The organism is Microbacterium sp. Leaf179 (assembly GCF_001423785.1).
In the GTDB taxonomy this organism is placed as follows: domain Bacteria; phylum Actinomycetota; class Actinomycetes; order Actinomycetales; family Microbacteriaceae; genus Microbacterium.
Genome location: NZ_LMPH01000001.1, coordinates 232,503 through 256,741, shown reverse-complemented (window position 1 = coordinate 256,741; position 24,239 = coordinate 232,503). Strand labels below are relative to the sequence as shown.

25 protein-coding genes and 1 tRNA gene are annotated in these 24,239 nt (G+C 71.1%); 10 read left to right on the top strand and 16 right to left on the bottom strand.

Annotated features, from left to right (window positions below; translation table 11 throughout):
- Position 1: 1 nt before the first annotated feature.
- The 7 genes from mnhG to ASF96_RS01225 form a co-directional block, all read right to left on the bottom strand.
- Positions 2-382, bottom strand: coding sequence for a monovalent cation/H(+) antiporter subunit G (gene mnhG, locus ASF96_RS01255; protein WP_055935243.1), 381 nt, complete (start codon positions 380-382; stop codon positions 2-4).
- Positions 379-645, bottom strand: a complete 267-nt coding sequence (locus ASF96_RS01250; RefSeq protein WP_055832242.1) for a monovalent cation/H+ antiporter complex subunit F — start codon at positions 643-645, stop codon at positions 379-381. The genes mnhG and ASF96_RS01250 overlap by 4 nt, the downstream gene beginning before the upstream one ends.
- Positions 642-1,256: a Na+/H+ antiporter subunit E gene (locus tag ASF96_RS01245; RefSeq protein WP_055832244.1), complete on the bottom strand. Its 615-nt coding sequence runs from the start codon at positions 1,254-1,256 to the stop codon at positions 642-644. The genes ASF96_RS01250 and ASF96_RS01245 overlap by 4 nt, the downstream gene beginning before the upstream one ends.
- Entirely contained in the window at positions 1,253-2,809 is a 1,557-nt protein-coding gene (locus tag ASF96_RS01240) for a Na+/H+ antiporter subunit D (RefSeq protein ID WP_055935241.1), read from the bottom strand. The genes ASF96_RS01245 and ASF96_RS01240 overlap by 4 nt, the downstream gene beginning before the upstream one ends.
- Positions 2,806-3,387: a Na(+)/H(+) antiporter subunit C gene (locus ASF96_RS01235; protein ID WP_055935239.1), complete on the bottom strand. Its 582-nt coding sequence runs from the start codon at positions 3,385-3,387 to the stop codon at positions 2,806-2,808. The genes ASF96_RS01240 and ASF96_RS01235 overlap by 4 nt, the downstream gene beginning before the upstream one ends.
- A complete protein-coding gene (locus tag ASF96_RS01230; RefSeq protein ID WP_055832257.1) occupies positions 3,384-6,311 on the bottom strand; it encodes a Na+/H+ antiporter subunit A in 2,928 nt (975 codons plus the stop codon). The genes ASF96_RS01235 and ASF96_RS01230 overlap by 4 nt, the downstream gene beginning before the upstream one ends.
- A 98-nt stretch (positions 6,312-6,409) precedes the next feature.
- Positions 6,410-7,459 carry a LacI family DNA-binding transcriptional regulator gene (locus tag ASF96_RS01225; protein ID WP_055935236.1) on the bottom strand — a complete coding sequence of 350 codons (1,050 nt, stop codon included), beginning with the start codon at positions 7,457-7,459 and terminating at the stop codon, positions 6,410-6,412.
- A gap of 77 nt (positions 7,460-7,536) precedes the next feature.
- Between ASF96_RS01225 and ASF96_RS01220 the strand changes: the two genes are divergently transcribed.
- The 5 genes from ASF96_RS01220 to ASF96_RS01200 are packed head-to-tail and all read left to right on the top strand — an operon-like array spanning position 7,537 to position 13,556.
- Positions 7,537-8,772 carry an MFS transporter gene (locus tag ASF96_RS01220; RefSeq protein ID WP_055935234.1) on the top strand — a complete coding sequence of 412 codons (1,236 nt, stop codon included), beginning with the start codon at positions 7,537-7,539 and terminating at the stop codon, positions 8,770-8,772.
- A 32-nt stretch (positions 8,773-8,804) separates the two neighbouring features.
- The gene (gene nucS / locus ASF96_RS01215) at positions 8,805-9,500 is read left to right on the top strand and encodes an endonuclease NucS (protein WP_055832263.1); all 696 of its coding nucleotides are present in this window, start codon (positions 8,805-8,807) and stop codon (positions 9,498-9,500) included.
- Positions 9,501-9,556: 56 nt separating this feature from the next.
- Positions 9,557-10,249 (top strand): HAD hydrolase-like protein, encoded by a 693-nt coding sequence (locus tag ASF96_RS01210; RefSeq protein WP_055832266.1) that lies wholly within the window; start codon positions 9,557-9,559, stop codon positions 10,247-10,249.
- Positions 10,242-11,453 carry a hypothetical protein gene (locus tag ASF96_RS01205; protein WP_055935232.1) on the top strand — a complete coding sequence of 404 codons (1,212 nt, stop codon included), beginning with the start codon at positions 10,242-10,244 and terminating at the stop codon, positions 11,451-11,453. The genes ASF96_RS01210 and ASF96_RS01205 overlap by 8 nt, the downstream gene beginning before the upstream one ends.
- Before the next feature lie 39 nt (positions 11,454-11,492).
- Positions 11,493-13,556 carry a bifunctional lysylphosphatidylglycerol flippase/synthetase MprF gene (locus ASF96_RS01200; RefSeq protein ID WP_055935230.1) on the top strand — a complete coding sequence of 688 codons (2,064 nt, stop codon included), beginning with the start codon at positions 11,493-11,495 and terminating at the stop codon, positions 13,554-13,556.
- 72 nt (positions 13,557-13,628) lie between these two features.
- On the opposite strand, the gene ASF96_RS01195 is transcribed toward ASF96_RS01200, so the two are convergent.
- Complete coding sequence (locus ASF96_RS01195; RefSeq protein WP_055833134.1) at positions 13,629-13,835, bottom strand: cold-shock protein; 207 nt, start codon at positions 13,833-13,835, stop codon at positions 13,629-13,631.
- Positions 13,836-14,194: 359 nt separating this feature from the next.
- On the opposite strand from ASF96_RS01195, the gene ASF96_RS01190 reads away from it, so the two are divergent.
- The 3 genes from ASF96_RS01190 to ASF96_RS01180 are packed head-to-tail and all read left to right on the top strand — an operon-like array spanning position 14,195 to position 15,727.
- On the top strand, positions 14,195-14,803 hold the full coding sequence (locus ASF96_RS01190) for a GntR family transcriptional regulator (RefSeq protein WP_235560499.1): 609 nt from the start codon (positions 14,195-14,197) through the stop codon (positions 14,801-14,803).
- A 48-nt stretch (positions 14,804-14,851) separates the two neighbouring features.
- Positions 14,852-15,280 (top strand): GNAT family N-acetyltransferase, encoded by a 429-nt coding sequence (locus tag ASF96_RS01185; RefSeq protein ID WP_055935226.1) that lies wholly within the window; start codon positions 14,852-14,854, stop codon positions 15,278-15,280.
- Positions 15,281-15,325: 45 nt separating this feature from the next.
- Complete coding sequence (locus ASF96_RS01180) at positions 15,326-15,727, top strand: hypothetical protein (RefSeq protein WP_055935224.1); 402 nt, start codon at positions 15,326-15,328, stop codon at positions 15,725-15,727.
- Here ASF96_RS01180 and ASF96_RS17205 read toward each other — a convergent pair.
- From ASF96_RS17205 to ASF96_RS01150, 8 genes are all read right to left on the bottom strand, one after another.
- The gene (locus tag ASF96_RS17205; protein ID WP_191916531.1) at positions 15,724-15,861 is read right to left on the bottom strand and encodes a hypothetical protein; all 138 of its coding nucleotides are present in this window, start codon (positions 15,859-15,861) and stop codon (positions 15,724-15,726) included. The genes ASF96_RS01180 and ASF96_RS17205 overlap by 4 nt on opposite strands.
- Before the next feature lie 67 nt (positions 15,862-15,928).
- Positions 15,929-16,927 (bottom strand): endonuclease/exonuclease/phosphatase family protein, encoded by a 999-nt coding sequence (locus ASF96_RS01175; protein ID WP_055935222.1) that lies wholly within the window; start codon positions 16,925-16,927, stop codon positions 15,929-15,931.
- Between the two features lie 78 nt (positions 16,928-17,005).
- Positions 17,006-17,272, bottom strand: coding sequence for a GlsB/YeaQ/YmgE family stress response membrane protein (locus tag ASF96_RS01170; protein WP_055832279.1), 267 nt, complete (start codon positions 17,270-17,272; stop codon positions 17,006-17,008).
- A 504-nt stretch (positions 17,273-17,776) separates the two neighbouring features.
- Positions 17,777-17,899, bottom strand: a complete 123-nt coding sequence (locus tag ASF96_RS17485; RefSeq protein ID WP_258027444.1) for a hypothetical protein — start codon at positions 17,897-17,899, stop codon at positions 17,777-17,779.
- A 5-nt stretch (positions 17,900-17,904) separates the two neighbouring features.
- Positions 17,905-20,427, bottom strand: coding sequence for a class III lanthionine synthetase LanKC (gene lanKC, locus ASF96_RS01165; RefSeq protein WP_055935220.1), 2,523 nt, complete (start codon positions 20,425-20,427; stop codon positions 17,905-17,907).
- Between the two features lie 202 nt (positions 20,428-20,629).
- The gene (locus ASF96_RS01160; protein ID WP_055935218.1) at positions 20,630-21,319 is read right to left on the bottom strand and encodes a response regulator; all 690 of its coding nucleotides are present in this window, start codon (positions 21,317-21,319) and stop codon (positions 20,630-20,632) included.
- Complete coding sequence (locus tag ASF96_RS01155; protein WP_156458670.1) at positions 21,312-22,592, bottom strand: sensor histidine kinase; 1,281 nt, start codon at positions 22,590-22,592, stop codon at positions 21,312-21,314. The genes ASF96_RS01160 and ASF96_RS01155 overlap by 8 nt, the downstream gene beginning before the upstream one ends.
- A 132-nt stretch (positions 22,593-22,724) precedes the next feature.
- Positions 22,725-22,808 (bottom strand) — tRNA-Leu (locus ASF96_RS01150).
- A 154-nt stretch (positions 22,809-22,962) separates the two neighbouring features.
- Here ASF96_RS01150 and ASF96_RS01145 point away from each other — a divergent pair.
- The gene (locus tag ASF96_RS01145) at positions 22,963-23,700 is read left to right on the top strand and encodes an FhaA domain-containing protein (protein ID WP_055935214.1); all 738 of its coding nucleotides are present in this window, start codon (positions 22,963-22,965) and stop codon (positions 23,698-23,700) included.
- Positions 23,697-24,236, top strand: a complete 540-nt coding sequence (locus tag ASF96_RS01140; protein ID WP_055935212.1) for an FHA domain-containing protein FhaB/FipA — start codon at positions 23,697-23,699, stop codon at positions 24,234-24,236. The genes ASF96_RS01145 and ASF96_RS01140 overlap by 4 nt, the downstream gene beginning before the upstream one ends.
- Positions 24,237-24,239 lie beyond the last annotated feature (3 nt).

The window sequence follows — 24,239 nt, the reverse complement described above, 5'->3', positions numbered from 1 at the left end:
CTCAGCTCTCGGGGCGCGACGGCGCGCCCGTCGATCCGGGCTGCTCGGTGCTGTGGTGCAGTTCGTCGATGTACAGGTTCTTCTCGTCGGTCGTGCGGTTGCGGTACGCGGCGCGTCCGACCATGTGGGCGGCCAGAGGAGCGGTCGCGAACTGGATGAGCACGATCGGGATGCCGAAGGCGAGGGCCTCCCACGTGCGCAGCGACAGCGCGACCGCCGACACGATGAGCAGCACGCCGAGCACCTGCGGCTTGGTGGCCGCGTGCAGACGGGTCGGCACGTCGCGCCAGCGCAGCAGACCGATCGTCGCGGTCAGGCACAGCACCGCGCCGATGAGCACGAGCACGAGCGCGACGGTGTCGAGAACGGAGTCGAGGGTCATCTCGGGTTCTCCTTGCGCGCGACGAAACGGGCGACCGCGATCGAGCCGAACACGCCGACCGCGGCGATGATGAGCATCGCGGGCAGCGACTGGGTGTGCTTGTTGATCACCATGTCGGCGCCCAGGATGCAGAGCACCTCGGTGAGCAGCACGTCGGCGGCCACGGCGCGGTCGAGGATCGACGGGCCGATCACGAGGCGGATCAGCGCCAGCACCGCGGCGGCGGCGAAGACGGCGAGGATGACGACGACGAGCGGGTTCACAGCAGGGTTCTCCCGTCGCGCGGGGTCTCGGCTCCGTGCCGGGCATCGGCATCGGACTCGGCGATCTTGGCCCGCAGCTCCTGCAGCTCTTCCTTCGAGCCGACGGCCCGCGTGATGCGGGCTTCCCAGCCGAGCACGACGCGGCGCTGATGCTCGGCATCCGCATCGCTTCGCACGCCGATGGTGTGCAGGAACAGGGTGCGGTTCTCGCGGTCGACGTCGACGATGAGCGAGCCGGGAATGAGGGATGCCGTGACGGCGGTGTGCGCCATGATCACGTCGTCGTCGACACGCAGCGGCACCGCGATGATCGCGGCCCCCGGCTGCCGCCGGAGATCGACGACCTGCCACGCCACGATGAGCGAGCCGCGGATGACCGCGCCGAGGAAGGTCACGACGAAGACGAGCCCGTACCAGAGGTTGATGCGGCCCGACAGCTCGACCGGGGGCAGGCGGAACACCCGCGTGACGAAGATGGCCGCCACCAGACCGGTGAGGAACGCCAGCCAGGTGAACTGGCCCCACAGCAGCATCCACAGGGCGACCAGCCACACCAGGAACGGCAGCTGGTGCAGGAACAGCCCCACCTGGGACCGGCGCGACGGGCTCATTGCTGACCCGCCTGTTCCCGCACCTGCACGAGACTCACGCCGTCGGTGATGGTGACGCCCGCCCGCAGGCACATGTCGAGCAGCGGGCCCGCGAACACCGTCAGCGCCAGGGTCACGGCCACCATGCCGACGGTCGCCGAGGTCATGATGCGCGGGATCGCGCGACGTTCGGTCGAGATCGTCGCGGCGGGGGCGTTGCCGAGGTAGGCGACGCGCTCCATCGTCTCGGGCGAATCCTCGTTCTCGCGCCAGAACGACAGGTTCCACGCGCGCATCAGGGCGTAGAGCGTCAGGATCGACGTCGCGATCCCGCCTACGATCAGCACCATCATCACCGGCGTCCCCACCTGGGCCGCCGCGTCGAAGAGCGCGTACTTGCCGATGAAGCCCGAGAAGGGCGGCAGACCGCCGAGGTTGATGGCCGGGATGAAGTACAGCACCGCCAGAAGGGGCGCGGCCCGCATGAGGCCCTTCACCTTGAGGATCGAGGTGCTGCCCGCGCGGCGCTCGATGAGGCCCACCGCGAGGAACAGCGTGGTCTGCACGATGATGTGGTGGACGATGTAGTAGATCGTCGCCCCCACCGCCAGCGGCGTGTTGATGGCCAGACCGAAGATCATGTAGCCGATGTGGCTCACCAGCGTGAACGACAGGATGCGTTTGAGCTCGGCCTGCGCGACGGCGCCCAGGATGCCGACGATCATCGTCGACAGCGCCACCATCATCAGCAGGAAGTTCAGGTCGTTGTCGACGAACAGCTGCGTCTCGGTGCGGATGATCGCGTAGACACCGACCTTGGTCAGCAGACCGGCGAACACCGCGGTCACCGGCGCCGGAGCCGTGGGGTACGAGTCGGGCAGCCAGAACGACAGGGGGAACACGGCCGCCTTGATGGCGAACGCGAGCAGGAGCATGAGATGCAGGATCGTCTGGGTGTCCTGCGGCAGCAGCGCCATGCGCTCGCTGATCTGCACCATGTTGACCGTGCCGAGCGCGCCGTAGACCATCGCGATCGCGGCGAGGAACAGGATCGACGACACCAGCGAGACGACGATGTAGACGACCCCCGTGCGGATGCGCGACTCGGTACCGCCGAGGGTGATGAGCACGTACGAGGCGACCAGCAGGATCTCGAAGCCCACGTAGAGGTTGAACAGGTCGCCCGCGATGAAGGCGTTGAAGATGCCCGCGCCGAGGATGAGGTAGGCCGGGTAGAAGATCGAGACCGGGGTGTCCTCGTCGTTGTCGGCGGCTCCCTGACCGATCGAGAACAGCAGCACGGCGAGCAGCACGATGCTGGTGACCACCACCAGGAGCGCGGCGAGCACGTCGACGTACAGCACGATGCCGAACGGGATGTCCCACGCGGCGATGGCCACGGCGAGGGGGCCGTTCGTGTCCACCTCGACGAGCAGCACGGCGCCGAGCACGAGCACGGCCGCGAGAGAGGCCACCGACACGACGATCTGCGTCTTCTTGCGACGACCGAACACGAGGTTGATCGCGGCGCCGATGAGCGGGATGCCGACGAGCAGGGGAACGAGGGCGCTCACGGGCGATCACCATCCTGGGGGTCGCGGGAGTCGGGGGTGGGAGCGTCGTCGTCGTCGCGCTGCACGGCGACGCGGTCGACCGGTGCGTCGTCGACGAGCTGCGACAGGTCGCCCTGGTGCAGCACCCGGATGGGCGAGGCCACGTCGCCCACGAAGTCGGTGGTGACGTCGTCGTCGTCGGAACGCGACTCTTCGTCCATGGCGTCTTCGGGCTCGGTCGCCGTGCGCGTACGAAGAGCCACGTCGTCGGCGTCGTCGATGACCGTGTCGGCCTGACCCAGCTGCCAGGACCGGTAGATCAACGCGAGCAGGAACGCCGAGATGCCGAACGTGATGACGATGGCCGTCAGGGTCAGCGCCTGCGGCAGCGCGTCGGACATGTCGGCGGGGTCGGTCTGCCCGTCGTAGAACGGCGCTCTGCCCGGAGCGCCCATGACGATGAGCAGCAGCAGATTGGCGGCGTTGCCCAGCAGCAGGAAGCCGATGAGCACGCGGGTCAGGCTGCGCTCGAGCATCGCGTATACGCCGCACGCGAAGAGCACGGCCATCACGATGACGAGGACGAGAGAGATGGTCACGGGCCCACCACCTCCGCGTCTTCGGGATGCAGGGACTGCCGGTCGACCTCGGCGCCGAGGCTGCGCAGCACATCGAGCACCAGGCCGATGACGACGAGGTAGACGCCCACGTCGAAGATCGTGCTGGTGACGAACTCCCAGTGACCGATGAGCGGCAGCTCGCCCTCGAACGTGAAGCTCTGCAGAGGCGCGAAACCGAAGGCCATCGGCACCAGCGCGCACAGCACGGCGATCGCCATGCCCGCGCCCAGCAGCCGGCCGGCGTCGGTGGGGGCGGCGGCGCCGAGCTCCCATCGCCCCCCGGCGATGTAGCGCATGACCAGGCCCATGCCGGCGACCAGACCGCCGGCGAAGCCGCCGCCGGGGAGGTTGTGCCCGGCGAACAGCAGGTACAGCGACACGATCATGATCGAGTGGAAGAGCACCCGGATGATGATCTCGAGCAGGATCGACCGGTTCTCGGGCTGCACCTTCGAGCCCGAGATGAGCCAGGCCCGCGGAGCATCGGTCTCGCCCACGCGCTGGGCCCGCACTCCGCTGTCGGTCTCGACGAGCGGGCGACGGCGACCGAGACCCGTGCGACTGCGGGCCGTGCCCGAGCGCCGCGACAGGTTGTCGCTGCGGTCGGTGATGAAGACGAGCGATGCCACGCCCGTGGCCGCGAGCACGAGCACCGAGAGCTCGCCCATGGTGTCCCACCCGCGCAGGTCGACCAGCGCGACGTTGACGACGTTGCGCCCGTGGCCGATCTCGTACGCCAGCGCCGGCCACTCGAGCGAGATGGGGAGGTCTTGCCGCGCGCCGGTCGCGACGACGGCGACCAGGGCCATGGTGAGACCCACCCCGGCGCCGAGCACGGCGCGCGCAAGGGGGGCGACCGATTCGTTCTGCTCGCCCATGCGGGCCGGCAGACGCCGCAGCACGAGCGCGAACACGACCAGGGTCACCGTCTCGATGAGCACCTGCGTGAGGGCGAGGTCGGGGGCGCCGCTGGTGGCGAAGAGTACGACCATGCCGAGGCCGGTGACCGACACGAGCGCGACGCCGGTGTAGCGCTTGCGCGCCCGCACGGCGAGGATGCCCGCGGCGATCATGATGGGCGCCGAGATCAGCTGCGCCGGCGACTGCCACGCGTCGAGCTGCGCGCGCCACTCGCTCGATGCGAGCAACGCGGTGCCCTCGGCCACCACGAGAACGACGAAGATCGTGCCCACGTAGAACGGCAGCGAGCCGCGCTGGAAGCGCGCGGTGACCCACTCCGACGTGTGGTCGATGCCGCGCAGGGTGGCGTTGTAGACGTCGTTCGCCGTGAACGGCAGCACGCGGCGGCGCTTGTGCAGCTGCGTCTTGCGCACGACCCAGAACACCCCGGCGCCGAGCGCGAGCGTGCCCAGCGAGATGAACAGCGCCGGCTCCAGACCGTGCCAGAGCGCGAGGTGGTACGGGTACTCGGGCGCGGGAACGCCGGCCGTCGCCTCGGGCAGCTCGTCGGCGTAGGGCGCGAGCCAGTGGTCGACGATCGGCGCCAGGAAACCGAGCGCGAGCGAGGCCGCCGACAGCAGCACCGGGGCCGAGAGGAAGCCGATGGGCGGGTCGGGCCACTCGGTCTTCTCGACGTCGCGCTTGGTCCAGTACGCACCCCAGAGGAACCGGATGCCGTACGCCGCCGTCAGAGCGGAACCCAGCACGATGCCGATCAGGGCGACGAGACCCCATCCGGCGCCGCCCTCGGCCTCGTGCAGCAGGGCGGTGAGAGCAGTCTCTTTCGCGACGAAGCCCAACGTGGGGATGACGCCGGCCATCGACGCGATCGCGATGAACGAGGCCGTGGCCATGACCGGGGCCTGGCGTCCGACACCCGAGAGCTCGCCGATGTCACGCGTGGAGAGCTGACGGTCGATGACGCCGACCACGAGGAACAGGCACGACTTGAACAGAGCGTGGCTGAGCAGCAGGGCGACGCCGGCGAGGGCGGCATCGCGCGTTCCGTAGCCCAGCATGACGGTGAGGAAGCCGAGCTGGCTGACCGTACCGAAGGCCAGGATGCGCTTCAGGTCGCGTTCGCGCAGCGCCTGGAAACCGCCCAGCAGCATGGTGAAGACACCGAGGGTGATCAGCGTCGGGCGCCAGAACGGGGTGTCGGCGAAGCCGGGGGCGAGCCGCGCGATGAGGTAGATGCCGGCCTTCACCATGGCGGCGGCGTGGAGGTAGGCGCTCACCGGGGTGGGAGCGGCCATAGCGCCGGGGAGCCAGAAGTGGAAGGGGAAGATGGCCGATTTGCTCAGCGCGCCCACGAGCAGCAGCAGCACGGCGATGTCGACGACCGTCCCCACCGGGGGATCGGCGAGGATCGCCGACAGGCTCGAGGTGCCCGCCTGCACCACCAGCAGCACCACGCCGATCAGCATGACCAAACCGCCGAGGGTCGTCACGAGCAGCGCCTGGAGGGCGGCACGGCGACTCGCCGCACGACCGTGGTAGTAGCCGATGAGCAGGTACGACAGCACGCTCGTGGCTTCCCACAGCATAACGAGCACGACGATGTCGTCGGTGAGCACGAGGCCGTACATCGCACCGGCGAAGGCCAGCAGCACGGCCGAGAACTGCCCGACGCCCTGCGTCTTGCCGCGGAAGTACCAGCGGCAGTAGAGCATGACGAGCGCCCCGACGCCCGTGACGACGAGGGTCAGCAGCCAGCCCAGCACGTCCATACGCATCGAGAGCGAGACGCCCAGCGCGGGAATCCACTGGTATTCCTCGAACGGAATGTCTCCGCCGAAGACCGACGCGGCCTGCACGATGGCGAAGGCGAAGGCGAGTGCCGGAAGCACCGCCGCGACGTAGAACGCCCGAGCTCCGATGCGTGAGACGAGCCACGGGAGCAGGAGCGGGAGAGCCGCGAAGGCGCCGAGGAATATCAGCATGGTCGGGCCTCCTCGGGTGTCGACGGGCGGAGTGCCCGGGCTCTCGGGGTGTCGTGACTATTCTATGCGGAGCATGAGACTCGCCGCTGCCCGCGACCTCATGTGGTACGCGGCGGCGCGGTCGTCGTGCCCTCGCGGAACGTGCACGACAACCGCAGACCCGAGGGCACGGCATCCTCGAGCATCGCGGCGACGGCCTCGCCGGCCGCGCGGCCCTTGGCGGTGGCCGGCTGCACCAGCGTCGTGAGGACGTGCGGCGCCAGGCCGTCGACGACGACGCCGTCGAACCCCGTCACGCTGACGTCGTCGGGAACCCGGAGGCCCGCCTCTTCGGCGGCGCGGATGACCCCGGCCGCCAGCAGGTCGCTCTGCGCGATCACCGCGGTGGGGCGCTTGGCGGGGTCGGCGAAGAGCGTGCGTCCGGCGATCGCGCCCTCGTCGATCGAGCTGGTGGCCGCGGCCAGCGCGGGCGCGTCGGGGAACACGCGACGGGCCCCGGCCAGTCGATCGGCGGTGACGTCGACGCGCACCACCTCGTCGGACGCGATCCAGCCCCGCCGGCGCGACGTGTCGATCGGCAGGGTGACGAGCACGACGTCGCGGTGCCCGAGGCCGGCCAGGTGTTCAGCGGCGGCGGACTGCGCCTCGGTGTTGTCGAGCAGCACGCGCGGGATCCCCTCGCCGGCGTCGCCCTCGACGACGACGACCGGGATGCCGCGTCCGCGGACGATCTCGAGCGAGTCGCGCATGCGGGGGCTGCACCCGATCAGCACGGCGGCGTCGATGGGCGCGGTGTGCAGCGACGGCTCGCTCACCGTCTCACCGTCGTCGCGCAGCAGCAGCAACGCCGCACCCAGGCGCGAAACCCCGTCGGCGAGGCCGTCCATCATGTGCGTCGTCACCGGGTCGAGGAAGGCGGTTCCGAGGTGCTGGTCGAAGACGACGCCGACGATGCCCGACCGTCCGCGCCGCAGAGAGGCCGCGCGCGGGTCGGGCCCGGTGTACCCGAGACTCTGCGCCGCGGCGAGCACGCGTGCCCGGGTGGCCTCCGAGGTGGGGGTCTTGCCGCTGAAGACCACCGAGGCGGTCGACGGCGAGACGCCCGCCTCGCGGGCGACGTCGCTGATGGTGGCGCGTCGGGTGCTCACGGGCCGATCGTAACCCGCGACACGCGCGCTTCCGAATCGATTCGATCGACGTCGAATCGATTCGGTACAGTGGCGCCATGCATTCCACGCTGACCCGGTCCCAACTCGTGCGTTGGCACGTCGCGATCTGCGCCATCTTCCTCGCGAGCGGACTCAGCATCTCGACCTGGGCCTCGCGCGTGCCGGCGATCCGCGAGTCGCTCGGCATCGAGAACTCCGGCGTCGGGCTCCTGCTGCTCGGCATGGGCGTGGCATCCATCATCGGACTCTCCATCGCCCCCGCCGTCATGGCCCGCATCGGCGCCCGCACGGGAATGCTCGTCGCGCTGGTGCTCGTGGGCGTGGGCCTGGCCATCATCGGCTTCGGCACCGACTCCCTGCAGCTCTTCGCCGTCGCGCTCGTGGGCCTCGCCCTGTTCGGGTTCGGCAACGGGGCCGTCGACGTGATGATGAACGTCGAGGGCGCCGCCCTCGAGAAGGCCACGGGCCGCACGATCATGCCCCTGCTGCACGCCTTCTTCAGCTTCGGAACGGTGATCGGCGCCGCCCTGGGCTTCGTCGCCGTGCGCTTCGACATCCCGGTCGTCGCGCACTGCGTGGCCATGGGCGTGGTCATCGTCGTGGTGGCGTTCGTCTCGGTCGCCAACGTCCCCCGCGCCGAGGTCGCGATGGACGCCCCCGTCGCCGAGGAGCGCGCTCACTGGCGCGAGCGCCTCGCGGTCTCGCTGCAGGCCTGGCGCGAGCCGCGCACGTACACGCTCGGCGTCATCATGCTGGGCATGGCGTTCGCCGAGGGCAGCGCGAACGACTGGCTCCCCTCGGCCGTCGTCTACGGTCACGGAGCACCCGAAGAGGCCGGCCCCGCCGTGCTCGCGGTCTTCTCGGTCGCGATGACCGTCGGACGCATCGCCGGCGGACCGGTGGTCGATCGTCTCGGTCGCGTGCTGGTGCTGCGGGTGCTGGCGGCCACCGCGGCCGCGGGCCTGCTGCTGTTCATCCTCGCGCCGTTCGGCCCGTGGGTGTTCGTGGGCGCGGCACTGTGGGGTCTCGGTGCCTCCCTCGGCTTCCCGATCGGCATGTCGGCCGCCGCCGACGACCCCGCCAAGGCCGCCTCGCGCGTGGCCGCCGCGGCGACCATCGGGTACGTCGCGTTCCTCTGCGGTCCCCCGATCCTCGGATGGATCGGCGACCACATCGGGCTGCTCAACACGCTGCTCATCGTGGTCGGCCTGATCGTGGCATCCGGCCTCTTCTCGGGCGCAGCCAAGCCGCTCGTCGTCGCGAGCGCCGAGGCCGAGAAGGCCCGTCGCTGACACCCGGCGGCGAGCGCGATTAGGCTCGACGGGTGCGTCTCGTCATCGCCCGTTGCTCCGTCGATTACACCGGCCGACTCAACGCGCATCTCCCCCTCGCCACCCGCCTGCTCGTGCACAAGGGCGACGGCAGCCTGCTCGTGCACTCCGACGGCGGCTCGTACAAGCCGCTCAACTGGATGAGCCCGCCGTGCAGTCTCACGCTCGAGCAGCCCGATGAGGCCGACGTCGAAGACGGCGTCATCGAGCGGTGGCGCGTCACCCACGCCAAGACGGGCGACGCGCTGCTGGTGCGCATCCACGAGGTCGTCCACGATTCCTCGCACGAGCTCGGCGTCGACCCCGGCCTCATCAAGGACGGCGTCGAAGCCGACCTGCAACGTCTGCTGGCCGAGCAGGTCTCGGTCGTCGGCGAGGGCCTGCGACTCGTGCGTCGCGAGTACCCCACGGCGATCGGTCCGGTCGACCTGCTGCTGCGCGACGACGCCGGCGGCACCGTCGCGATCGAGGTCAAGCGCCGCGGCGACATCGACGGTGTCGAACAGCTCACACGCTACCTCGAGCTGCTCAACCGCGACCCCCTGCTCGCTCCGGTCACGGGCATCTTCGCGGCCCAGGAGATCAAGCCCCAGGCCCGCGTGCTCGCCACCGACCGCGGCATCCGCTGCCTCACCCTCGACTACGACGAGATGAAGGGCGTGCAGTCGGGGGCGCCGCGGCTGTTCTGACGCACTCCACGCGTGGGGAGCGAGCCGGGCCGATTCCGCGCCGGTAGCGTGGGAGCATGCCCGTACGCTCCCCCTTCTCGTGTGTCCTGTGGGACGTCGACGGCACTCTCGTCGACGCGTCCGAGGGGATCCTCCGTCGCCTGACGATCACCCTCGAGCATTTCGGACGCACTCCGCCGACGCGGGGAGAACTGTCGCACTGGATCGGGCCGCCCATGTTCGAGTCCTTCCAGGTGAACGTCGGGATGACGCCCGAGCAGGCCACCGAGGCCGTCACGTTCTATCGCGGTCTCAACCGCAGCGAGGGCTACACCGTCAGCGCACGGCTGTATCCCGGCGTCGGTGAGATCGTGCACGACCTGCACGCCGCCGGTGTGCCGCAGTCGACGGCCAGCTCGAAGCCCGAGGTGCAGGTCGTGGCCCTGATGGACCACTTCGGTCTCGCCCCCGACCTCGAGGCCGTGGTCGGCGCGTCGCTCGACGAACGCACCCTGAGCACGAAGTCCGACATCGTCCGCGAGGCCCTGCGGCGACTGGAGGCGCAGGGTGTCGACGTCTCGCGCCCCGTGCTGATCGGCGACCGTCACCACGACGTCGAGGGCGGTCGGGATGCCGAGGTGCCCGTGATCTTCGTGCGCTGGGGGTTCAGCTGGCCGCACGAGTCCGAGGGCGCGCAGGCCGCCGTCGACGACGTCGACCAATTGCGGGCCCTGCTGCTCGTCGACGACGCCCCCGCCGACCGTGACTGACGTCGCCTGGGCGATCCCCGCGGCGATCGCGCTCACCGGCGGTCTGCTCGTCGCGGCGATCGTCGTGCTGGTCGTCCGGGTGCGTCATCGCTCACCGCGTGCGCAGGCGGCGGCGGCCGAGGCCGTCATCGCCGCCGAAGCCGCCCTGCTCGACCTCGACGACGCGGTGGACTCCCTCGACATCGCCTTCGAAGCGGCCGACGCCCTTCCCGCGGGCGATGCCCCGGCAGACCTGCGTCGGGCATACACCGCCGCCCAACGCGCTCGCGACCGCGGGTTCTCCGACGTCTCGTCGCTGCGACGGGGCGCGGTCGTCCCCGCGCGACGACGTGTCGAGGCCGAGCGGCTGCGCGCCGGGCTCGTGTCGCAGCTCGCCCGCGTCGAGGCGACGCGCACGCAGCTCGCCGCCTGGTCGACGGCGCATCGCACCCCGGCCGCGCTCGTCGCAGCCGCACGTCGGCGCCGCGACGAGGCCGTGACCTCGGCGGGCGACCCGGCCCCGCTGCTCGCGGCACTGGGCGACCGCTTCGACGCCGACGATTGGCGCGACGCCGCCCTCTCGGCGCGGGCCGGCCATGCCGCACTGATCGAGGCCGATACCGAGATCGACCGCGCTGCGGCACGCGACGCCGATGTCGCGACCGTGATGGTGCACCTGCACCGCTCGACAGACGCCACCCGCCGGGCCGGACGCCACCTGCGTGCCGTGGAGGACTCCCACCGCATCGCCCTGCAGGCTGCCGACAACGTCACCGCCGAGCTGGCTGCGGCCCGCGCCGAACTGGGCGCGGCGATCGAGCTCGCGACCGCCCGTGCCGACGCCTGCGCGCCCGGGGCGCAGGCGCGTCTGCGCTCCGCGGTCCGCGACCTCGACGATGCGGCCGCCCACGCTCCCCGTCGCCCGCGCACCGCCGTCGAAACCGTGGCGCGGGTGCGCGAGGTGCGCGACGATGCCCTCCGCGAGGCGCCGAGCACCCGGCATCGGCTCGAGGTCGCCCGCACGGCCCTGCCCGGCACCCTCGCGTGCGCGCGTGCCGCCCTCGCCGCGGCCGACGCGCGCGAGGGCGTTCTGGCCATCGACGCCCGACTGCGCCTCGAGACCGCGCGTCGCGAGTTGGCAGCGGCCCGGGCGGCCACCGACGCGGTCGTCGCCCTGGCCAACGCGCGCGCCGCCTGGCACGCCGTCTCCTCGGCCGAGCTCTGAGCGAGAGGCCGAGAGCGGCCGTGCCCTATCTTTAGCGGCATGAGGGAGAACACCACGACCCGCCGCGTGAGCGCGGTCGCGCGCCGCATCCCGGCCACGCTCGCACTCGTCGGCATCCTGATCCTCGTCGGCGTCGCGGTGGGTGCACTGTGGCAGCCGTTCACCGCGTCTCCCCTGTTTTCGAGCGTGGCCTACGGCCTGCCGGCGCTCGAGGCGGGCCGCTGGTGGACGCCGCTCACCGGCTCGTTCTTCGTCGGCGCCCCCTGGGTCTACGCGCTCGTCGTTCCGGGTCTGGCCGGCATGGCGCTGCTGGAGTTCCGTCGGGGCAGTCGCGTGGCACTGGCCTACTTCGGCGCCGGGCAGCTCTTCTCCGTTCTCGCCGCGGCCGCGTTCCTGTGGGGCGCCGCCCTGCTCCCGTGGGCGTGGGCCCAGGAGCAGGCGATGGCGCTCGGTGTGGGACCCTCCGGCGGCATCGTCGCCTGCCTCGCGGCCGCCGTCGGGGTCCTGCCCTCACCCTGGCGCCTGCGGGCCGGCACGACGCTGATCGCCGTCCTGTCGGTGACGTTCCTGTACTGGGGAACGCTGTCCGATCTGCAGCACGTGTTCGCCGCCGCGCTGGTGCTGGGCGTCGACCGCTCCCTGCGCCCGCAACGCGTGAGTGTGCGCGAGCAGCGACTGGTCGCGTTCGCCCTGGTGTGCGCCCTCGGGGCGATGGAGATCATTGGCTACGTCGCTCCCATGACGGGCCCGTTCGGCTCGTCGGGCCCCGCCGACGGCTCGTGGCTCGACGTCGCCGTCAACACCGTGCTCGTGCTCGTCGTCGCCCTGGCTCTCCACCGCGGTCGACGCTGGGCGTGGATCGTGCTCCTGACCTACAGCGCCCTGAACCTCGTGCTCGTTCTGCTCACGCTGCTCCTCGCCTCGCTCGTGGGTGTGACCGAGCTCGAAGCCGACCTGGATGCCGACCTCACCAGCATCCTCGCCTCGTCGACGCTGTGGATCCTGGCGGCGGCGTATTTCGTGCTCGTGCGCGCGGCTTTCCACGCCCGCCCGCGCGCGGCCCTCGGCGACGCGCCCGCCCCCGGGGTCGAAGACGTGAAGACCGAGCTGCGGGCCTCGGGCGGCGGGACACTGTCGTGGATGACCACGTGGGAGGGGATGTCGTACGCGCGATTCGGCCGGGGGATCGTCGCGTACCAGCGGCGCTCGGGCGTGGCGCTCACCCTGGCCGATCCGCTCGGTCCGGTCGAGACGCGCGCCGCCACCGTGCGGGCGTTCATCGAGAGCGCCGAGGCCGCCGGGCTCGCGCCCTGCTTCTTCAGCGCCGATGACGCGACGCGTGCGGCGGTGCCCTCGGACTGGCGCAGCATCGTGGTGGCCGACGACACCGTCGTCGACCTGCCGGGCCTGGCCTTCACCGGCAAGGCCTGGGGCGACGTGCGTACCTCGCTCAACCGCGCACAGCGCGAGGGGATGACGTTCCGTCTCTCGCGCCTCGCCGACGAGACCTGGGGCGTGCGTCAACAGCTGCGCGCCATCTCCGAGAGCTGGGTCGACGAGAAGGACCTGCCCGAGATGGGGTTCACGCTCGGCACCCTGCACGAGGCGGCCGACCCCGAGGTGCGCATCGCCCTCGCCGTCTCGCCGCACGGCGACGTCGACGGCTTCCTGTCGTGGCTGCCGATCTACGGCGATGGGGCGGTGCGCGGATGGACGCTCGATCTCATGCGCCGACGCGACGGCGGGTTCGGGCCGGTGATGGAGTACCTGATCGGGTCGTCGGCGCAGCAGTTCTCCGCGGAGGGGGCGGCCGTGATGTCGCTGTCCGGCGCGCCGCTGGCGCACGAGTACCCCGCCGATGCCGGAGCCATCGTCGACCTGCAGACGCGCATGGCGAGCATGCTGGAGCCCGTGTACGGGTTCGCTTCGCTGCACCGCTTCAAGCAGAAGTTCCACCCGCGGTACGAGACGCTCTCGCTCCTCTACCGCGACGAGGCCGACCTCGCGCGCATCGGTGCCGCTCTGACGCGGGCATTCCTGCCGCACGCCACGATCCGGCAGTTCGCCTCGGCGGGCGTCGATCTGGTGCGCCACGACCAGTGAAGGCCCCGGCCGCGCACGATCGTCGAGCGACGTGAGCGCGGCCGAGGCCGATCCGGCGTGTGCCGGAGAAGATCAGATGACGCGGATGTCCTCGGCCTGAAGGCCCTTGGGGCCCTGGGCGACCTCGAACTCGACGCGCTGGTTCTCTTCGAGCGAGCGGTAGCCGCCCGACTGGATCGCACTGTAGTGCGCGAAGACATCCTGACCGCCGTCATCGGGGGCGATGAAGCCGAAGCCCTTTTCCGAGTTGAACCACTTGACCGTGCCCTGCGTGCTCATCGTCATGCCGTTTTCCGCTTGAGCCGGCACCGTGCGCGCCGGACTGTGCCCCCACGGTAACGGGCCGGATCACTCGGCGCACAGGTCCGTGACACAAACGTTGCGTCGATCGCCGGGGTGGTGGTGTCCCATGCGCGGTAGACCGGCCGGTGCGCGAGAGGGAATCGCTCCGGAGCCCATACGACGCCCGGGCTGAGCAGTGCTCAAAGCCCGGGCGTCGACGGATCCCCCCGGATATGTCACGCGAGGCGTGACGTGATGACATTACCGGTCGCGCGAGCCTCTGCGCGACAAGAAAACGAAGAATCAGGGAGTTATGGCGATGTTCTGTGATAACCGGGAGTCGTATGATCCGCGTGATGGACACCCGGAGACGCGCTTCTGCGCTCGTCGAGGAGGCGTATTCCGCCCTCGGCGAGGCGATCGTCGACGGGCGCCTGCGGCCCGGTGACCGTTTGCGCGACGTCGAATTGGCGGAGCTCATGGGCATTTCCCGCACCCCCGTGCGCGAGGCCCTGCAGAAACTCGAGCGCATCGGCCTCGTGGAGGTCGCCGCCAACCGTTACACCCGCGTCTCGGAGCTGACCGACCGCGCGCGGACCGACATGCGGGAGTACGCCGCGCACACCATCGCGGGGGCGATGCGGGTGGCCCTCCCCCGCCTCACCGCCACCGACATGGACACCGCCGTCCGGCACGTCGACGCCATGCGCGACGCGGAGACCTCGCCGTCGTACGTGACGGCCGTGCTCGCCCTGTACGCCCACGTGGTGGCCGGTTCGCGCAATATCGTCTTCGCACGAGCACTCGCCCAGACCCAGCTGGTGCTGCGCCGCAATCTCGACGGTTGGACGAGCATCGACGGGGACACCCGCGGCCCCCTGTTCCGACACCTGCGCGGGCAGGTGTCGGCGCGTGATGCGAACGGTGCCACCTGGACGTTCCTCGCTCTGCACGGCTTCTCCTGACGGCGCAAGGCCGGCGGGGCGAGGAGTGCCCTTCGCTAACGTGGCGCCATGCCCCACATCGAGCTGCGCGACCTTCGTGACGAGGATCGGGATGCCGCCTTCGCGGCGTTCCGCGACAGTCCCTCGACGTGGTCGCGGGTCTCGATCGACGACCGCGCCTCGTTCGACCGGTGGGTCGACGGCGACGGCGCGAGTGTGCACGCCATCGTCGAAGACGCCGCGGTCGTGGGCGTCGCCGCCGCACTCGACGTCGACGACGACCGCGAGATCCTGCTCGCGGTGTCGCCGCACGCGGGCGACGACGCCGCCACCGAGGCGCTGCGTCTGCTCACCGTGCGCGAACCGGAGCGCCCGCTGTACGCCTGCGTGTCCGCCGACGACGATCCTTCGCACGCCGTTCTCGCCCGCCTCGGTTTCGTCGAGCACGAGCGCGACGGCGCCGACATCGTCTACGTCCTGCCGCCGACCCTGGAGTAGAGCCGGGACGTTGACCTCCCGTGGCATCCGTGTTCGGCTGGAGTCATGGTGAGCGAATGGTGGTGGGCCGGCCTCGCGGTCGTCGGAGCCGCGCTGTGGTGGTGGTCGATCCACCTGGCACTTCTTGCGTACCCGCGGGAGCGTGTGTCGTACTGGGCGAACCCTCGAAGGGCGCCCGGTCGAGCCGTCGCGTCGCGCGCCGTGGGAATCGGGCTGACGGTCTTGGGTGTCGGCATGATGCCTCGGCTCATCGAGACCGAGCCGTGGGCGGCGGCCCTTTTCGCGGGCGGCGCGATCATCGTCCTCATCTGGGTGCCCTACGTGATCGCCATCGCCGCGCACAACCGCCGGGTCGTCGCGAGCGGCGCACCCGGCGCGGAGCACGCTCCTGCCTCCCGCGGCCAGAACCCGCCGTCGCCCGCCGCGGACGTTCGCCGCGCCCGCTAGTTCGGCTCTTCCGACTCCTCGAGCGACTCGTCGACCTCGATCGACGAGTCGTCGGTGGCGCTGGCCTCTTCGGCTCGCTCCGCCTGCTGCTCTGCCCGGGCGTAGGCCTCTTCGACGCGGCGCTTCTCCGACATGAGTGTCTCCCTCGGTGATCGATCGTGCGATCAACCTAGGGTCGACGAGCCCGTGGCGGAAGATCCCTCATCGACGCGACACCGTCGCCACGACCGGGCGGTGGTCGCTCCCGGCGTCGTCGAAACCGGTGACGACCGCGAATCCGCGCGCCTGCCAATCGCCACCGGTGAGCACGTGGTCGATCGGCGCCGCGAGGGCGGCCGGCAACCGTACCGGCCAGGTGCCCACGGCCGCGGCACCCCGATCGGCGGCGGCGTCGCGGCATCCGCCGATCACCCCTCCGTCGCGACCCAGCCCCGAGAAGTGGTCCAGCGTCGCGTTCAGGTCGCCCGCCACGATGACGTCGGGATCCGCGCACCGCGCCGCGACCCAGTCCAGCCCGTCGACCCACTCGGTCATGATCAGCGGCAACGGGGGCAGGGGGTGAGCGGCCACCAGCACGGGGCCGTCGCCATCGCTCGGCCGCCACACGCCGCTCGGAACGCCGGGAGTCGATCCCGCCGACGCGTCGCGTTCGTACGGGCCGAGCGAGGTCGCGATCAGGATCGAGGTCGGCACGGGATCATCGCCCGGCTCCGACACGACGGTGTCGTGCGTCATCTCGATGCCGTCCCGAGCCAGGATGCCGACCACCGCGGCCGCCGCGATCGCATCGGTCTCGGGCAGGCTCACCACGTCGGCCCCCGTCTCGCGCACCAGCCGCGCGATGCTCTCGGGCGACGCGCCGCCGCCGTAGGTGTTCCACGCGACGACGGTCAGATCACCCTCGGCGATCGCACTGCCTCCGCCCCGCGCGAGCAGGACGGCGCCGTGACCGACCGTCGCCGCGGCGAGCGCGATCGCGAGGGCCGCCGCCACGCTCCAGCGGCGTCGCAGCACCGCCACCACGGTGGCGACGAGCGCGAGAGCACCGAGAACGAGGGCCAGGATGCCGCGGAACGGGATCGCATTCGACACGAGGGGCAGCCGGTGCAGGCCGAGGGCCTGCGGCCACACGCAGATCACCGCCAGCACCACCCCGATCACCAGCGCGATGACGAAGGGGCGGCGTCGGGTGTTCGGCATCCGGCCAGTAAAGCGGATCCCCGTGCACGCAGAAGGGCCCGGGGCGCGGTTCCACCGCCCCGGGCCCTTCGTTTCACCTCAGCGCGCGGAGCGGCGGCTGGTGATGAAGCCGTAGATGAGCAGCACGATGATGGAGCCGCCGATGGCCAGCAGCCAGGTCTGGATCGAGAAGAAGTCCTGCAGGGGTGCGTTGAAGATCAGGCCACCCAGGAAACCACCGAGCAGCGCGCCCACGACGCCGAGGAGCAGCGTGATGAGCCAGCCGCCGCCCTGCTTACCGGGCAGGATCAGCTTGGCGATGGCGCCGGCCAGCAGGCCGAGAAGAAGAAATCCGAAGAATCCCATGATGTGTCCCTTTCGCGAGTGTGAACCGAAGACCGCTCTCGCGGGTCCCTCGATTCATCCAGCTTGCTCCCAGGTTCGATTCTCGGGGGGTGGGTTGCGTTCGAGCCGAACATGGTGTTCGGGGTCGATGAAATCGGTCGGACGGGGCGGTCCCGGGGAGCCGTCGTCTTTTCAGACGAGAAAACACGGCGACTTCGTCGAGGCCCCGCGGCACTTATCCGCTTGTTCACGGCGGCCGACGAGGTATGGCGCGAGAAAGCACGCCGTCGGCGCGGAATCTGCGGCGACGGGGGCGATTAGCGTCGGCAGGAGCGAGACGTTCGCGCTCGCGTGGGGCTCGCGCTCCCCGTCTCGCTCTCGGTGTCAGTTCGGGTCTGCACACCGATGCTGGGCGGATGCCGCAATTGGGGGCGGCTTCCGCCCAGCCTCCTCCCGGGGATCGAACGGCGGTGCGGGCAGGAGCCCCAACCCCCGGTCCCACCCGCACCGGTCGAGTGCCACCGCCTAGCGGCAGAGGCCGGTCGACGTGCTGCTGTAGCAGATCGACGTGCTCCAGGAGCTGGCGAAGACCGCGCTGCGCTCGGTCTCACCGCGCTCGAGCGTCTGCAGAGAAAGCAGGTATCCCATTGATGTCACCTCCCCCCGGGGCTCGGCGCCCGGTGTCGGGCGGAGTCGACCGGGGGGAGGTCGAGGAACGGCAGCGCCAACCGCTGACCGTCACGAAGACTCGCGAGCATCCACAGCACGCCGGCCGAGCCGGTGGCCAGGTCGCACGACAGGCGCAGCAGGGCGCGGCCCGGATACCCCACGCCGTGGGGGCGGGGGATCTCGTGCAGACGCAGCAGCCGCCGATGGCGCTGCAGCGCGCGGCTCTTCTCGGGTGTCGGTGTTCGAGCCAGCAGGATCATGAGACCCGCGCGCCCCTGGAACAGGCCCGACTCCAGCACGAACTCGGGCAGACTCGCGCGCTCGAGGGCCGCGAGGGTGGCGGTGAGCGGGTGCGCGGGTGCTCGCTCCACGAGCGCGGCGAGGGCGAGGGCGACGCCGGCCGATCCCGAGCCGAGGTACGGCAGGAGCCGCCATCCCTCGTTCATCTGCAGGGAGCCGTCGCCGGCCTCGGTGCACCGTGCGAGGTCGGCCCGGATCGCCGCATCGGCCAGCTGCAGCAGCGCTGCGTCGCCGTCGCGGTCGAAGAGGGCCATCGCCAGCAGGGCGATCCCGCTGGGGCCGCGCAGCAGACCGCCCGCGCCCGTGGCGACCGGGTCGGCCGAACGCTTGCTCCACCCGTTCGCGCGATCGGCGATCTCGTGCAGGATGCCGCGCGCCCGGCCGACCAGCTCGGGGTGCCGGTCCGCCAGCCGAAGCAGACCGAGCGCCGTTCCCGCCGGTCCCCCGTAGAGCCCCGGGGCATCCCACCGCAGCGGAGCGTCGAGGCATCGCGCGACGGCGCGGTCGGCCGCGTCGATCCGCCCGAGTGCCTGCAGCGCCGCGGCGGCGCCCGCCAACCCGTCGAACAGTCCTGAGCGGGCGGGGGCCGCCTCGACCGCGCGCTCGCACCACTCCACGAGCGGGGGCGGCACCCGACCCCCGGCCGCGTGCAGCGCGATCAGCGGGCCGAGCGCTCCGTGCGCGAGGGCGTACGGGGGCTCGTCGAACTGCGCCGGGTCGCCCGGCCAGAGACGATCGGTGCGTTCGGGCGTGGCATCCGCGATCAGCTGGCGGGCGACGACTGCGAGGGGATCCGCGAGGTCGTCGGGCTCCGGGGGCGAGACGCGGGCGAACCCGAGCGCGCGTTCGTCTTCTTCTCTCAGGTCGAACCTCTCGCTCACCCAGGCGCGCACCTCGGCCTCCTTCCCCGCGTGCAGGTCGAAGACGGGCGTCATCGGCGCGAACAAGAAGAGCTGCACGCGCCGCAGCGCGAAGACGTCCGCCGCCACCCCACCGCGACCGTCGGGGGCGACGAAGCCCGGCGCGCCGATCACCGCGGCGACGTCGGCGGCGGCGGAGCGCGCCATCTCGAAGTCGATCAGGGTGACCTCGCCGTCGTCGTCGACGAGGAAGTTGCCCGGATGCACGTCGCCGTGCGCGAGACCCGCCGCGTGCACCGCGGTCAGAGCCCGCTCGACACGGCGCGCGACCTCCAGGGCCCAGGTCCGGTAGGCGTCGACGGCGTCTGCGTCGACCTCGGCCGACACGAGCGGATGCCGGGCCACGACCGCCTGGTGCAGCGGCAGGCCGCGTGCGCGTTCCAGAACGAGGTAGCGATGCTCGAGAACGGAGAACTCGCGCAGCAGGGTCGCCGTGCCGGTCCCTTGGAGTCTCCGCAGCGTCCGGGCTTCGCGATCCGCGCGTTGCACCGCGCTGAGACCGTCGGGGGTCACCCCGGCGTGGGGACGCGCCTCTTTCACGATCACCTCGCGCCCGGCATCGCGCGCGGTGTAGACGCCGCCGGCGTTCGAGAACTGCACGACCCCGGTGATCTCGGGAAAGCCCGGGGGCGGCTGCCGGTCCCGCAGCTCATCGATCAACTCCCGCAGGAACGGCGGAACGGGTGCCCAGGCCGGCGGGTCGAACCCCGGCCGCCGCACGTCGGCCACGAGGTGCCCCGACGGATGCCGGATCGCCGGCACCGCGGTTCCCTCGACGTCTACGAACATCCGATGGAAGCCCCCGTACCGCACGAAGACCGGCCCCTCCCGCCATCGCAGGTCCGAGAGCACGTGCGGTCCCGCGAGGCGCGCGGTGCGCCGCCCGAGGTGCGTCAACGTCCGGTGCAGCTGATCGATCGACGTCGGGTAGATCGTGACGAACTTGCCGGAGCCCTCACGACCGGCGTCCTTCGCGTTCGACGACGCCCGCACGCCCTCGGTCGAGAGGTGTTTGAAGGCGATCCCCGCGCGCAGGCAGTGGGCGGCGACCTCGCGCAGCACGGTGTCGGCGGTGTGCGCCGTGCTGCTGAGGTGGATCTTCCAGCCCTGCTCGGGAAGCACGACCCCGGCCGGCTCGAGGTACGTCCAGATCCCGTCGTCGACGCGGCTCCAGCCCTCGGTCGCGTCGACCACGAATCGGCGGTCGTCCGCTGCCGGCGGGCGTCGCGAGGGATGGTCGTAGAAGGTCTGGTCCGCGCGGGCGAACACCGGATAGATCGCGTCCATGCCCCCGCCCACGCCGCCTGAGACGCCGGACTGACGCGGCGCGAAGCCATGGTGTTCTCGCGCGAGCGGAGCGGCTCCTCACCGCGGAGGGGCCGACGGCGGGATCGAGGGTGTTTCGCGGGGGGATTCGCGCCGGTCACGCGCGCAATCCCGGGGGTCGAGCCACGCTCCGAGCGCGGCCGGAGGGCTCAGATGACGGTGATCAGATTCGTCCATCCGGACGAGCGGTGAGCTCGGAGCCCACCCGCACTCCCCACAGCGCGAGCTGCGTGCGATCCGAGACGTCGACCTTGCGCAGCGAGGACTGGATGTGGGTGCGCACGGTGTTCACCGAGACCACCAACTGCGCCGCCAGCTGCTCGTTCGAAGTGACTCCCTCGCTGAGCAGCCGCACCACGCGGCTCTCCGACGCGCTGAGCGACGCGACCTTGGCGCGATCGTCGGCGCTCAGCCGGCGCTCGGCGATGTCGCGCAGCAGGGGGGCCGTCACGTGCGTCGACACGAGGGCGTCCCCGCGGTGCGCGGCGTGGATGGCGTCGATGAGCTGGGCGCTGTCGTGCGTCTTGAGCAGGTAGCCCGCCGCTCCGTTGCGCAGAGCCCGCATCACCAGGCGGTCCTCGCCGTGACTGGTGAGCACGATCACGCGGGTGGAGCCCCCCGACTCCTCGACGACGGCGCGCGTCGCGTCGATGCCGTTCATCTCGGGCATCTCGAGGTCCATCAGCACGACGTCGGCGTGCGCGGCGAGCGCCCCGGCGAGCGCGTCGCGACCGGTGGCGGCCTCTCCGACGACCGAGATCCCGTCTGCGTGCTCGAGGCGCAGGCGCACGCCGCGTCGGAAGGGGCGGTTGTCGTCGGCGATGAGAACCCGGATGGGTGCACTGTCAATCACGTTCCGCCTCCGTCGTCCTCGGGAAGGGGATCTCCACCCCCAGGTGCCAGCCCCCCTGGTCGTCTGCCGACGCGTCGACGGACCCGTCGACGAGAGTGAGCTTCTGGCGCAGGCTATCCAACCCCCAGCCGAGTCCGAGGTCGTCCTCGTCGGCCCTCACCCGTCTCGCCGGTCCGTTCGCGACCGTCGCGGTCAGCCGGTCGGCGTCGACGTGCACCCCGACGTCGACGGCGGCTCCCGCCGCATGCTTGGCGGCGTTCGAGAGCCCCTCCGAGATGGCTCGGTACGCGGTGGTCGAGACGACCACGGGCGGCGACTGCAGATCCCCGGTCGTCGTCACCCGCACATCCATGCCGCGCTCGCGCCAGAACGCGACGAGCACGGCGAGGCTCCGCAGATCCGGCGTGGGCGTCTGGGCCGAGGAGTCGACGGCACGCAGGTCGCCGAGCGCGCCGTAGAGGCTCGCGGCGGCATAGCGTCCCTCGGCGCGCACCTCTTCGATGAGGTGCAGCGCCTGCTGCGGGTGCTCCGGCGCGAGCTCCACCGACGCGTCGCACAGCGAGACGAGCCCCGCCAGGTGCTGACCGGCGACGTCGTGCAGTTCCTGGGCGATGCGACCGCGCTCGGCGTTGCGCGATGCCTCGACCGCTTCGGCCTGCTGCGCCTTGAAGGCAAGTGCGCGTCGACGGGCGCGCTGCGTGCGCCGCTCGAGCACCGCCCACAGCATCCCCAGGGCCACACCGGCGAAGCACACGGATGCCAGGGCGGTGCCCTCCGTGAGGACGAAGCTGACGACGGCGCCGGCCGGTGCTCCGGCCGCCGCGGCCCAGAGGCCCAGCCCCACCACGGCCACGAGCACGCTCGCCCCCGCCCACGCCGCCGCGACGGGAATCGACCGCGCGCTGCCGACGGCGAACATCGCCACCGCGACGACCAACTGCATCGGAGACGCCCACGTCGGAACCCCCAACCACAGCGCGATCGCGAGGTAGCAGGCCAGAGCCCCCAGCATGGCCGGTACGGGGCGGTGGGCCGCTTGCGTGACGCAGAGCGCCTGGGCGAGGCATCCGAGGGCGGCGAGGCTGATCACGACGGCCGGCGGCAGCTGGTGCCCCCACTCCCCCGCACCCGTCCACAGGGCGACCAGCGGGTCGGCGCACACCTGCACGACGGTCGCGAGGAACACCACCGCCGTGAAGACGGGCGAGCGCATCGCCTGGATCACCTGCCCGGTACCCGCGGATTCCTGTACCGTCTGCGTTTCCCCCACCATGACTCCATCGTCATGCCTCGCCCCGGGGTTTCCCGCATTTTCACGCTGTCGCGTGGCGCCGGGGTCGAATGGGCCGGCCCGCGCACGAAACGAGAAAGGCCCCGGGATGAACCCGGGGCCTTCTGTGTTGTGTGCGCGAGGGGGGACTTGAACCCCCACGCCCGTGAAGGCACTGGCACCTGAAGCCAGCGCGTCTACCTATTCCGCCACTCGCGCGTGCGCGGCATCTGGGATGTCACGCGACCAACTTCCCGAGAATATCACGGTCGCACCCGCACGACGAAACGCAGGCCCCGAGAGGCGCGTCCATGACCTGCACAGCAGCCCTGGCTACGATGTGCCTACTGGTCTGCCTGCCTGAAGGAGTCTTGTGGGACTACTCGACAGTTTCGAGAAAGGTCTCGAACGCGCCGTCAACGGTGCGTTCGCGAAGACCTTCCGCAGCGGCATCCAGCCGGTGGAGATCGCATCCGCCCTCCGCAGCGAGCTCGACAAGAAGGCCGTCGTGGTCACCCGCGACCGCATCCTGGCCCCCAACTCGTTCTCGGTGCGCCTCTCTCCCTCCGATGACGAGAAGATGAGCGCGCTCGGGTCGACCCTGGTCACCGAGCTCGACACCCTGGTCAAGAAGCACGCGCGCACGCAGGGGTACTCCTTCGCCGGTCCCGTCGCCATCTCGATCGAGCGCGACGGGTCGCTGTCCACCGGCACCCTGCGCGTCGACTCGCAGACCACCGAGGGCCAGGTGGCGTGGCGCGGCGTCGTCGACATCGACGGCAAGCGTCATCCGCTCTCCTCGGCCCGCACGGTCATCGGGCGCGGGAGCGACGCCGACATCACCATCCCCGACGCCGGCACGAGCCGCAAGCACGTCGAGATCCTCTGGGACGGCGAGCGCGCGATGGTCCGTGACCTCGGTTCCACCAACGGCACCACGCTCAACGGCCACAAGGTCACCGAGGCCGCTCTGCCGCCCGATTCGACGATCTCGATCGGTCGGACCAATATCGTGTTCCGAGTGGTGGCGCAGGCGCAGCCGCCGCGGCGCCCCTCGGCGTCCGACGCCACGCGCATCTTCGACGTCCGGGAACGGGGACCCCTTTCATGAGTCAGTTGACTCTCCTCCTGCTGCAGGGCGGGTTCCTCGTCCTGCTGTGGTTCTTCGTCTTCGGGGTGGTCTACTCGCTGCGCGCCGACCTGTTCGGCGTGAAGGTGCGAAAGCTCCCCGAGCCGGTCGCCGCAGCGGCTCCGGCGGCCGCGGCGCCCACCGCCTCGCCCGACGCGGTCACCACCCAGGTCAAGCGCCCCGCGGCACCGGTCCCCGCACCGGCCGGGGGCCTCGCCACCACCGCGAGCGTCTCGCGCATCGTCATCACGAGCGGTCCGAAGGCCGGCCTCGAGCTGCCCCTCGGCACCGAGCCCCTCACGATCGGCCGCTCGAGCGAGTCGGGCCTCGTCGTGCGCGACGACTACACCTCCAGCCACCACGCGCGTCTCGTGCTGTGGGGGGAGCAGTGGATGCTGCAGGACCTCGACTCCACGAACGGCACCTCCCATGACGGTGTGCGCGTGGCCTCGCCGGTCCAGGTCAAGGTCGGGGCACCGATCAAGGTGGGCGCCACGACCTTCGAGTTGAGGAAGTAACCC